This window comes from Caballeronia arvi, assembly GCF_001544695.2.
Lineage (GTDB): Bacteria > Pseudomonadota > Gammaproteobacteria > Burkholderiales > Burkholderiaceae > Caballeronia > Caballeronia arvi.
Genome location: NZ_FCOM02000119.1, coordinates 1 through 10,140, shown reverse-complemented (window position 1 = coordinate 10,140; position 10,140 = coordinate 1). Strand labels below are relative to the sequence as shown.

9 protein-coding genes and 2 pseudogenes are annotated in these 10,140 nt (G+C 61.1%); 6 read left to right on the top strand and 5 right to left on the bottom strand.

The features are described 5' to 3' along the window. Both AWB74_RS42560 and AWB74_RS42555 read left to right on the top strand, forming a co-directional pair. A partial coding sequence (locus tag AWB74_RS42560; protein WP_143749486.1) for a glycosyltransferase occupies positions 1-217 on the top strand: 217 nt, incomplete at its 5' end. 27 nt (positions 218-244) lie between these two features. Further along, positions 245-1,225 carry a UDP-glucuronic acid decarboxylase family protein gene (locus AWB74_RS42555; RefSeq protein WP_061152519.1) on the top strand — a complete coding sequence of 327 codons (981 nt, stop codon included), beginning with the start codon at positions 245-247 and terminating at the stop codon, positions 1,223-1,225. A 272-nt stretch (positions 1,226-1,497) separates the two neighbouring features. On the opposite strand, the gene AWB74_RS42550 is transcribed toward AWB74_RS42555, so the two are convergent. Both AWB74_RS42550 and AWB74_RS42545 read right to left on the bottom strand, forming a co-directional pair. Next, positions 1,498-4,179 (bottom strand): ATP-binding cassette domain-containing protein, encoded by a 2,682-nt coding sequence (locus AWB74_RS42550; protein WP_061152518.1) that lies wholly within the window; start codon positions 4,177-4,179, stop codon positions 1,498-1,500. Continuing rightward, on the bottom strand, positions 4,176-4,463 hold the full coding sequence (locus AWB74_RS42545) for a hypothetical protein (RefSeq protein ID WP_143749485.1): 288 nt from the start codon (positions 4,461-4,463) through the stop codon (positions 4,176-4,178). The genes AWB74_RS42550 and AWB74_RS42545 overlap by 4 nt, the downstream gene beginning before the upstream one ends. 333 nt (positions 4,464-4,796) lie before the next feature. On the opposite strand from AWB74_RS42545, the gene AWB74_RS48930 reads away from it, so the two are divergent. The 3 genes and pseudogenes from AWB74_RS48930 to AWB74_RS42535 all read left to right on the top strand — a co-directional run bounded on the left by AWB74_RS48930 (position 4,797) and on the right by AWB74_RS42535 (position 6,107). Then, positions 4,797-5,201 (top strand): SDR family oxidoreductase, encoded by a 405-nt coding sequence (locus tag AWB74_RS48930; protein WP_407642548.1) that lies wholly within the window; start codon positions 4,797-4,799, stop codon positions 5,199-5,201. A gap of 41 nt (positions 5,202-5,242) precedes the next feature. Then, positions 5,243-5,505: pseudogene (locus tag AWB74_RS48925) on the top strand (SDR family oxidoreductase). Positions 5,506-5,846: 341 nt separating this feature from the next. After that, complete coding sequence (locus AWB74_RS42535) at positions 5,847-6,107, top strand: hypothetical protein (protein WP_061152516.1); 261 nt, start codon at positions 5,847-5,849, stop codon at positions 6,105-6,107. Between the two features lie 189 nt (positions 6,108-6,296). Here AWB74_RS42535 and AWB74_RS46160 read toward each other — a convergent pair whose 3' ends face one another. Next, positions 6,297-6,545: a hypothetical protein gene (locus AWB74_RS46160; protein ID WP_143749484.1), complete on the bottom strand. Its 249-nt coding sequence runs from the start codon at positions 6,543-6,545 to the stop codon at positions 6,297-6,299. Positions 6,546-6,751: 206 nt separating this feature from the next. On the opposite strand from AWB74_RS46160, the gene AWB74_RS42530 reads away from it, so the two are divergent. Continuing rightward, positions 6,752-6,997, top strand: a complete 246-nt coding sequence (locus AWB74_RS42530; protein ID WP_061152515.1) for a hypothetical protein — start codon at positions 6,752-6,754, stop codon at positions 6,995-6,997. 1,416 nt (positions 6,998-8,413) lie between these two features. Here AWB74_RS42530 and AWB74_RS42525 read toward each other — a convergent pair. Both AWB74_RS42525 and nadE read right to left on the bottom strand, forming a co-directional pair. After that, entirely contained in the window at positions 8,414-9,481 is a 1,068-nt protein-coding gene (locus AWB74_RS42525; RefSeq protein WP_061152514.1) for an SDR family oxidoreductase, read from the bottom strand. 153 nt (positions 9,482-9,634) lie between these two features. Next, positions 9,635-10,099 (bottom strand): annotated as a pseudogene (nadE, locus tag AWB74_RS42520) (NAD(+) synthase). Positions 10,100-10,140 lie beyond the last annotated feature (41 nt).

Here is a 10,140-nt window from a genome sequence, read left to right as displayed (position 1 = left end):
TGCGACGACCGAGCTATCGACCGTGATTCGCAACGGCGAAAGCGGCTTCATCCATACGGATACGCAGGCGCTCATCGACGCGATGCAACACTTGCTGCGCGATCCCGCCGAAGCGCGGCGTCTCGGCGAAGGCGCGCGGCGAACCGCACTGGACCGCTTTCATATCGACCGCTTCGCCCGCGACTGGGACGAAGCGTTGCGCTACGTATGCAGCTAGCCGATCAAACAGACAGGACATGACGACATGAGAGAAGCGTATAGAAAGCGGATTCTGGTGACGGGCGGCGCGGGCTTTCTCGGCTCGCATCTGTGCGAGCGGCTGCTGGCGCTGGGTCATGACGTGCTGTGCGTCGATAACTTTTACACGGGCACGAAAGACAACATCGCGCATCTTCTCGATAGCCCGAACTTCGAATTAATGCGTCACGACGTGACGTTTCCACTCTATGTGGAAGTCGATGAAATCTATAACCTCGCGTGCCCTGCTTCGCCGATTCATTATCAGCACGATCCCGTGCAGACGACGAAGACGAGCGTGCATGGCGCGATCAACATGCTCGGGCTTGCAAAGCGCGTTCACGCGCGAATCTTTCAGGCATCGACGAGCGAAGTGTACGGCGATGCGCACGTTCATCCGCAGCAGGAAGCGTATTGGGGCAACGTGAATCCGATCGGTCCTCGATCGTGTTATGACGAAGGCAAGCGCTGCGCGGAAACGCTCTTCATGGATTATCGGCGGCAGCATGGCCTGTCGATCAAAATCGCCCGCATCTTCAACACGTATGGGCCGCGCATGCATCCGTCGGATGGGCGCGTGGTGTCCAACTTCGTGATGCAGGCGCTTTCCGGCGAGCCGATCACCGTGTATGGCGAGGGCACGCAGACGCGCTCGTTCTGTTATGTCGACGACATGATCGACGCGTTCATCCGCCTCATGAACACGCCCGAAGGGATTACCGGGCCAGTGAATCTTGGGAACCCGCATGAGCTGTCGATGCTCGATATCGCGAGGCGCATCATCGAGCTGACGGGATCGTCGTCGGAGATCGTGTTCAAGCCTCTGCCGATGGATGATCCGTGGCATCGTCAGCCGGATATTTCGATGGCGCGTAAGGTGTTGGGGTGGATGCCTACCACCGGGTTGGATGATGGTTTGAAGCGCACTGTGCAGCACTTTCGGAGGGTGATTGAAGCGGCGGAAGGACGGGCTGTGCAGGGCGTGTAGTGAGACGGCTGATTTTCTATCGCCAAAGATGTTTGACGACTTCGTGCCTGGTTTCCCTCTCAAAGCCTATGGAAGACCAAACCGGCAACGGAGATGTACACGATTCCGGATATATCACCGCAATTTCGGTCGGGCTCACTTCTTTCGCTTCATGGGCAGTCTTTGCAATCGGGCTCTCATGTCTGTATCGCTTGATCCGAGCCGTGTTGAAACGGTTCCATGAATCACGCCATAGCGGCTTGGCATGGGGTCGTTCCGTCGGAACCTCAACGCTATTCCGACGACGTCCTCGCCGTCACCGCGCCAATCGTCCCGATCAACTTCGGCGCCGGAACGGGCTTCGTCAAATGCGCCTGAAACCCCGCCGCGTGCGCGCGCGTGCGCGCATCGGCCTGCGTATGCCCCGTCAACGCAATCGCAGGCACGCGCTCGGCAAGCGATGCGCCGCGGCTCGCCTCTTCCTCGCGTATCAGCCGCAAGACTTCATAACCGTCCTGCTCACCGCCGAGCACGATATCGCAAAGAAATACATCCGGCCATTGCGCCGTGGGCAAGCCGCGCAATCGCACAAGCGCTTCGTCGCCCGATGCGCACAGCACCACATGCGCACCCACCGATTCCAGCACGGCCTCCAGCGCGTCACGCGCTTCTTCCTGGTCGTCGAGCACCATCACGGTGACGGCCTTCAACGCGTCGTCGCGCGCAGCTGCGGGCGCGCTCGTATCGTCCAGCACCGGACGCAAAGGCATCGTCGCAACATAGGCGACGTGCTTGTCGATATAACGCGGCGCGAGACTGCCGCCCGTCTCCGTCAACGCCTTTTCGAGGCGACGCACCTGCTGCGGCGTGAGATCCGCGGGATTCGGACGCTGCCCCATCACCGTCAGACTCGCTTCGTTGTCCTCACGGAACACGCGCAATTCGATACGCTCGCCGCGCGTCGCAGCGCTCATCTGCGCGCGGCACAACTCAGCGACGATCTGTTGCAGCACGCTCGGATCGCCGGACACGCGCAAACCCGGTTCGGTGATGACCGTGTACAGATTCACGCCCCGCTCCGCGATTTCTTCATGCAGCGCATCGACCACGCCGGCAACGAGTGTATCGAGTCCGATTGCCTGCGCCGAGACCTTGCGCTGCGCATGCTCCAGCTCGCCCTGCTGCCATTGCAGCGACCACATGCGCGCATACACGCCATCGCGCGCGAGCAGTTCGTCGTGCTGGCCCTGTTCGACGATGCGTCCGTGCTCCATCACGAGGATCCAGTCCGCATCGACGACCGTGGACAGCCGATGCGCGATCACGATCGACGTGCGCCCCTTCGCAAGACGATCGAGCTCGTTCTGGATCGCGCGCTCCGAACGTGTATCGAGGGCCGAGGTCGCCTCGTCGAAGACGATGATGCGCGGGTTCTTCAGAATGGCGCGCGCAATTGCGATGCGCTGCCGCTCGCCGCCCGACAGCCGCACGCCGCGCTCGCCGACGCGCGTGTCGTAATGATCCGGCAGACGCTCGATGAAGCCGTCCAGTTGCGCCGCGCGCGCGGCCTGCACGATATCGGCGCGCGTCGCATCGGGACGTCCATAGCCGATGTTGTAGGCGATCGTATCGTTGAAGAGCACCGTGTCCTGCGGCACGATGCCGACCATCGCGCGCAGGCTGTCCTGCGTGACTTGCGCGATGTCCTGCCCGTCGATGCGGATCGCGCCGGCTGTCGGCTCATAAAGTCTGAAAAGCAGCTTCACGAGCGTGGATTTGCCCGAGCCGCTGCCGCCGACGACCGCGAGCTTCTTGCCGGGATGCGCGCGAAAATCGACATCGCGCAGAATCTGCCGTGCGGGATCGTAGCCGAACTCGACATGATCGAACTCGATCTCGCCCGCCGTCACGACGAGCGGCCGCGCTTCTTTCTCATCCACGTCCTCGCGCACGCGGCCGCGCGAAAGCAGGATCGTGAACATGCGCTCCACGTTCACGATCGCATCATTGGTTTCGCGAAACACGAAGCCGAGCGTGTTGAGCGGATTGCAGACCTGCACGATATACGCGTTGACGAGCACGAGATCGCCGACGCTCATCGTGCCCGCAACCACATGTTGCGCCGCGCGCAGCATCACCGCCGCGATGCCCACCGCAATGATCGTGCTTTGACCGACATGCAGCAGCGTGAGCGCGCGCTGATTGGCGACGCGCGCATGGACCCACTCTTCGAGCACGCTGGAAAGCCGGTTCGTTTCGATGCGCTCGCTCGCGAAAAACTTCACGGTCTCGTAGTTGAGCAGGCTGTCAACGAGACGGCTGTCGGACTGCGCCTCCAGCTTGTTGACCGCGCGCTGGAAGCGCATGCGGTAGCGCGTGAAGATCAGCGTCCACACGGAATAGAGCACGAAGGTGACGGCGATGATCACCATGAACTCCAGCGCGTAACTGCTCACCATGATGGCGACGACCGTGCCGATTTCGATCATCACCGGCACGACGGTGAAGAATGCGGTGCCGAGTAAAAAGCCGATGCCGTCCGCGCCCTTTTGCACGTCGCGCACGACCGCCCCGGTCTCGCGTTGCGCATGAAAGCGCGCGCCCAGCGCATGAAGATGCGCGAACGTTCGCTCGGTGAACGACGCTACCGTGCGTTGCGTGACGATGCTGAACACGATATCGCGCGCCTCGTTCAGTACATCGCCGAGATAGCGCAGCAGGACGTAGGCAAGCACCAAAAAAACGGGAAAAACGACGCTCGTCGCGGGATGACTGAACTCGTCGATAACGCGCTTCAACAGCAGCGGCACCGACACGACCGCGAGACGCGCGCCGATCATCAGCACGATCGCGGCGGCGGTCTGATAGCGCCATGCGCAGACCGCGCGCCACAGATCCGCGACGATGCGGCGGCGCACGCGCGTGCGCTGCGCATCGGACGCGCTGGATGCATTGGATGCGGCGTGAGGCGTCACTCCTTCCAGTCCTTACGCTTCGCAGCGCCCGCACCCGATGCGCCCGGCGAATGCTTCTGCTGCACGCGGGCTTCCTCGGCGCGCTTGAGCGTCGCGGGATCGGTGCCCGACTGTCCCGCCGCGCCCGCGCCGCCTGCCACGCCCGCGGAGTTGCCCGACACGCCATCTCCCGGCGACTTGTTGCCGGGCGGCGCACCGTTTTGCTGCGCGCCTGCGCCTGCCGCGGCCAATATGCACGCACACGTTAGCGCAAGCGCAACTGCTGATCGATGGGTGCGACTCATTGGACTTTCCTCCCACGGGCAACCCGTGCCTGCTAGCAAGCCGCGCGCCCACCGTCCACAAGAACAATGGCACGAACGATGCATCAAAGAACGACCGCCGCCTTCGTCTCGGAGCGTTCATAGAAGCTCGTTCATAGAAGCACGGGATTACCTTTCACGAGTTCGCGCATCTTCAGCGCGACATGCCGGTGGAAAGTCACCTTGGTTACAACCGCGCGTCGCCGGTAGTCGGACCCGCAGCCCGATCACGGCGAATCGAGCTACAAGGGCAGCAACAAGCTCGACGGCAAGTTCGCGCTCATCACGGGCGCGGACAGCGGCATCGGGCGGGCGGTGGCGATCGCCGATGCGCGCGAAGGCGCGGATGTCGCCATCGCCTATCTCGACGAGCACGCCGACGCGGAGGACACCGCGCGCTGGGCCGAGAAGGCGGGACGCCGCGCGCTGCTGTTGCCCGGCGACATCACCGACCGCGCGCATTGCAAGGAGCTCGTCGAGAAGACTGCGCCGACGTTCGGGCGCATCGACGTGCTCGTCAACAATGCGGAGGTTGCGCCCACCGGGCGCATCGACGAAGCTTCTCTCGACGATTGGCGCACGATCATGTCGACTGATCTCGACGGCGTCTTTTATTGCAGCCGCGCGGCCATTCGTCATCTGATCGACGCGCATTGGGTCGATTGTCAACGTATCGTCTGTATCGAGACTCGGAGGCGATTGAGCGATGCGCTTCTATAATGCAGCGAAGGGCGCGGTGACGAACGTCACGCGCGCTTGCCATGGATCACGGCCGCGATGGCGAGCGCGTCAATGCGGTATGCCCGGGCCTGACCGAGACCGATCTCACGCAGTACATGCCCGGCGACGAGAAACTGATGGCCAAGTTTCGTGAACGATTCCGCTCCGACGAGCGGCGAAGCCTGACAATAACGCGGCGGTGATCGCCTTCCTCGCAAACGACGACGCGCGCTTCGTGACTGGAGTCAATATGCCGGTGGACGGGGGCCTCAGCGCTTTCAACGGACAGCCGCCGCAGGCATGAGCAAGCGTTAGCAGGAGCGAGGGCGGGTCCGATGACTAGTGACGTGCGATGCCATGGGAATAGGCATCGCGCGCTCACGCCGCGGCCGCGTAGCGGAGGCAATGCTCAAGATATCTAGCCTCGTGAGTGCTAACTAGTTGGGTGATGGTGTTCCGGAGCCGCAAAGTCACATTACCGGCGCTTCCGTCGTACGACGGGTAGACGGCAAATTCAGACGCTTCTGTGGCTGGGCGCGCGCGACGAGCTGCGTCGGGAAGAAGACTAGCTTGTGGCCCTTCCCTGAACTACATCGGTCACGCAACATATCTTTTTGACTGAGCTCCGTTTGCACGAGGCGCTCGATGGACTTCATTGCCACTTTTCGAGCACTCTGGAGGCGCAAGTTGCATTTTGACTACAAGCAATTTCGTATTGACGTGACGCCGCTCGCGTTCCACGGGCACTACTTCGCTCGTGCCATCGTCTACCAATATGGCTCGGGAGGCGAGATCAAGGAGGAGATCCGATGGTCCGGTGACACGGGGAAATACTCAAACGACAACACCGCAATGGAAGTGGCACGTCAATGGGCGGTCGCATGGATCGATGAGAATTGGACGTGAGCTGCGCGGCGGACACATTGTTCGACCATTGGGGACGTATGTCGACCGGCCATAAAGTAATCGGAGGTTCGCGTCTGGTCGGCTGGCGCAGTGGCTCCGTCTTCCCAGAACAAACGAGCAACGCCCATACAAGGCAAAGAAAAACGGCAGCGCATGCCGGCCAGCGCATGCCGGGGATGTTTGCGGCCTTCATTCAATATCGGATGATCCGCGTCTCGCTGAGAAATCGACGGAAAAGGTATCAGTAGACTCAGTGGCCGGAAGAAGCCGAATCTCAGCATCCGGTCGAAGGTGACAGGCGAGTAATACCGCTTCGCAATCACTTTTCGCCTGCTTGACAATAATTCCCGCCGCGTCGCGAAACTCGACTTGCCACCCTCCTCGGCTGGACGGGCGGACAATGATTTCAGCTTCGTCTGCGCCTTCCGGTGTCAACATGCCAGGCTGCCTGTTTGCTCGACGCGAAGAACGAGCGAAGTGGACATGCATGCGTTTTCACATGCGTCGACGCGTGAATCCAGGTTAAACAGAAATGCGCAAAAATGACCTCTCTACATCTGCGCGCCGGTCGACAGCGAGTGTTTTTATGATACATCGCCGGAGGCGAGTGCTAGAGTGTACGAAAGGGTTGCCCGATCACAATCATGAACGTCACCATCACGGCTCATGCGGCAGCGGAGGACGGCAGCAGCGAGGGTCACCGCTTTCACTTCGTCGCCAAAGACGAAAGGACCGAACCACGCTCCGCGATTGTCAGCGTAGGCACTGCCAGCGTTATAGCGCGCGAACTGAGCGGTCGCATGGGCTTGAACGCCATGATGCGCGCGATCGTCGCTGCCGTCCCCGACCAATATGACTCACTTGTCGGCCTCAAGTTCGACGACGAGTGATCATCCTACGCATCGCTTAGGCGATTCGCGCTTCGTAGCGGAGCATTTATGCCGCGCCACCACCGCTTCGTGAGCGGCGCGCGCTTCTTCTCGAATTCATGAAGGAGGTTGAAGGTCCGCTGGTCCGCTTCGCAGATAAGTTCGCAGAAGACCGCGGGTCGCTGATCGCCACAGCGTGCAAGATGCAACTCGAAAGCATGACCGGCAAACGGCGGATGCGCCGTATCGCTTAGGCAGGTCGACCGACTGAATCACGCTCAAACACAACCTCAGACAAGAGTTCGTCGTTGGCGGGTTCTCTCGCGTCAAAGGCGCGATATCGGGCATTGCTCGCTTCTCCTCCGCGTGTATGAAAAAGACAGAGCCGGATGCGGCACCTTTCCAGAAATGATCGACTCGTCGCTCGTACGTGTGCAAACGGGAGGCCGCCACGGTCGCGACCAGGAAGCACAGGTCCGCGCGCTTGCGACGCCTCGTTGATGGCGTTGTGCTGTACATCTCGAGCGCGACGGTCCGCGTACCGAACTTACGTTTCAGCGCGTTCGCGAATCTGTTGGAAATCGCAGATGCTCGGTGGTGAAGGCGACCAACCAAGATCCAATTACAGACGCTAAAGTGCTCAAAAGGTCGGGGGTCATTTGCACAAGTCGTCTCAACTCATCGACGGTCGACACGATTTAGCGAATAAAAGGCCCGCGAGACAGCAGCGGGCGAAGATGGACAGACGGTACACGCCGTGCGACCGGCGCAAGATAAGTATGTACGGCGTCTTGTTTTTGTCCATAGAGAAATGCACGGGCGAACCACACCACCCGCCCTATGGGGCCACGACAGACCCCTTGGTGCTTTAGAGAGCGGCCATTCGTCGGTGCCAGTTGCAATCAAAGAGAGGTTGCAGGGATACCTCAGACGAAACTCTCTTTCGAAGAGTATCCCCGCGCGTATGATCGAGTTGAAGTTGCTTGTCATAAGAAAGCTTTTCCGATGATCACAATCCGCAATCAGCGGCGCCCGATCTTCCGCCCGGATGGATGGCAGCGGATGTGCGCCGTATCTGCTGCATCAGTTAAGGCCATGTGCACACTGCTTCGCTCGCCTTGCTGTGGCACTGCGCTCAGCGGCTGGGGCTGACTCGGCAGCGGGCGGCGCTTGCGCGATGCGCGGATGGGCTGCGAGTTCCATCGCGTAGGGCAGCACCCGAATAGCGTGCATGGCGCGAGTACCGTGGCCACCGTACCCGGCTGCACGGGCGATTCACGAAGCGCGTGCCGCATAGCGCGTGTTGCGGTCGAAAATCGAATCGAGCGCTTAGGGCTGCGCGAGACTGACGGCGATGTACGGAACCCTCGGCGCGGACCCTCGGACCGGGGGTGACAAGGCATCCCTGCTCCATGCCTCGTGGCGAGGGCGACGTCATTAAGGAATGATGCGCTCGCGCTTCAGGCGCTCGAACAGATCGACGAACGCATCAGGCGTGCACTGATAGTCCAGAAAGCCAAGCTTGCGGCTCTTTGACATGTCCGTCAGCACTTCCATCGGGCGACCGAGGTCCGCGTCCGTGTGCCACCATGAGACGAGCTTGTCGATGTCGTGCTCGGCGAGCGCATGGCGCGCCGCGATGTCCGCCCAGGTCTTGCGCGTCTGTTGCATGCGGTTTTCGAGCGGACGGACCTGTCCATCGAAAGGCGCTGGCTCGATGCCGAAATACTCCGCGATGCGCGCCCACATCCAGCTCCATCGAAACACATCGCCGTTGACGACATTGAACGCCTCATTGCGAGCCGAGGCAGACGTCGCGGCCCATTCGAGTTGACGCGCGAGCAGACGCGCGTCGGTCACGTCGGTGAGTCCGTTCCATTGCGCGGCGGAGCCCGGAAACACGAAGGACTCGCCCGTCTCCTTGCACAACGACGCGTAGACGGCGAGCGTGACGCCCATGTTCATCGCGTTGCCTACCGCATAACCGATGATGGTGTGCGGCCGATGCACGCTCCATCCGAATCCATATTGACGAGCGGCGTCGAAGAGACGATCTTCCTGCTCGTAATAGAAATTGTCGACGGGCTGCCGGCTTTGTTCCTCGCGAAACGGCGTCGTCGGCACGCTGCCTTGTGCATAAGCTTCGAAAGGACCGAGGTAATGTTTGAGGCCGGTGACGAGCGCTGCATGCGACAGCGCGCCGGTCGGTCCCAATGCCGCGAGCACATTCGCGACCATGGCGCCGTTGACGCGGATGTTCTCGGCTTCGGTCGCCTGCCGCGACCATGCGGTGAAGAAGACATGACTAAACTGCCGCCCTTTGAGCGCTTCCGTGACCGATGCGGCCGACGTGAGGTCGGTCGTGATCGATTCCACGCCGGCGGGCGCGGGCGTTCGACCGCGCGACAGCCCGGCGATCGCCCAGTCGCCGCGCGAAAGAAGGTGCTCGGCTAGATTGCGTCCGACGATACCGGTGCCGCCGATGATGAGTGCTCGTTTAATCATTGCATTCCATTGTGGGTTGATGAGCGCGCTCCCTTTAGGGGATGCGGAGCTGCTCACGTGAGTGTGCCGCTTCGCCGAAGAACTTGCTGACACCGCGGCGCGCGACCCCGGCATTCGCATTGCTCGAACGGGAGCGTCCCCGGATAGAACGACTTAGGAGGAGCCATGAAGCGCGATACCATCCTGTCGTCGATGTCGCGTCGTCTCGTAAAAGCCCTTAATCGTCAAGCGGCATCGGCATAGACTTCCTTGCCTTCAAGAAAGTCGTCGATGTTTTCGTAGTTGATTCCGTAGCTATCCTCGTCGGGGCGCTGCGGGGTCAGCGATTACTCCAAGTCTGCGGTGGGCACTTTCATCACCAGACGGTCTTCTGCACCCAGCGACCAGCAGCGCTCGGACGCGGCGCTTGGTTAAGCCAGAAAGCGGTAGTACGTCCGCTCCGCCGTCGCCGAACTTTGTGAAAAAACCCATCGACGATTCAGCGGCGTGATCCCTACCGATGACGACGCCACGCCGTGCCCCGGCGATCGCATATTGGGCGATCATACGTTGGCGCGTCTTGTTATTGCCCAGGACAAAATCGGCTCTTTTGAAAACGGAGTGGGTGATGGCTCTCAGCGGGCATGCGAGTTGAAGGCGGAGAAGTCGAGTTTTCCAGC

Excerpts from the sequence above, each read along its gene's own strand:
- AWB74_RS42545 (WP_143749485.1), bottom strand. The coding sequence starts at position 4,463 with ATGAGTCGCACCCATCGATCAGCAGTTGCGCTTGCGCTAACGTGTGCG.
- AWB74_RS46160 (WP_143749484.1), bottom strand. The coding sequence starts at position 6,545 with ATGTTGACACCGGAAGGCGCAGACGAAGCTGAAATCATTGTCCGCCCG.
- AWB74_RS42555 (WP_061152519.1), top strand. The coding sequence starts at position 245 with ATGAGAGAAGCGTATAGAAAGCGGATTCTGGTGACGGGCGGCGCGGGC.
- AWB74_RS42530 (WP_061152515.1), top strand. The coding sequence starts at position 6,752 with ATGAACGTCACCATCACGGCTCATGCGGCAGCGGAGGACGGCAGCAGC.
- AWB74_RS42525 (WP_061152514.1), bottom strand. The coding sequence starts at position 9,481 with ATGATTAAACGAGCACTCATCATCGGCGGCACCGGTATCGTCGGACGC.
- AWB74_RS42535 (WP_061152516.1), top strand. The coding sequence starts at position 5,847 with ATGGACTTCATTGCCACTTTTCGAGCACTCTGGAGGCGCAAGTTGCAT.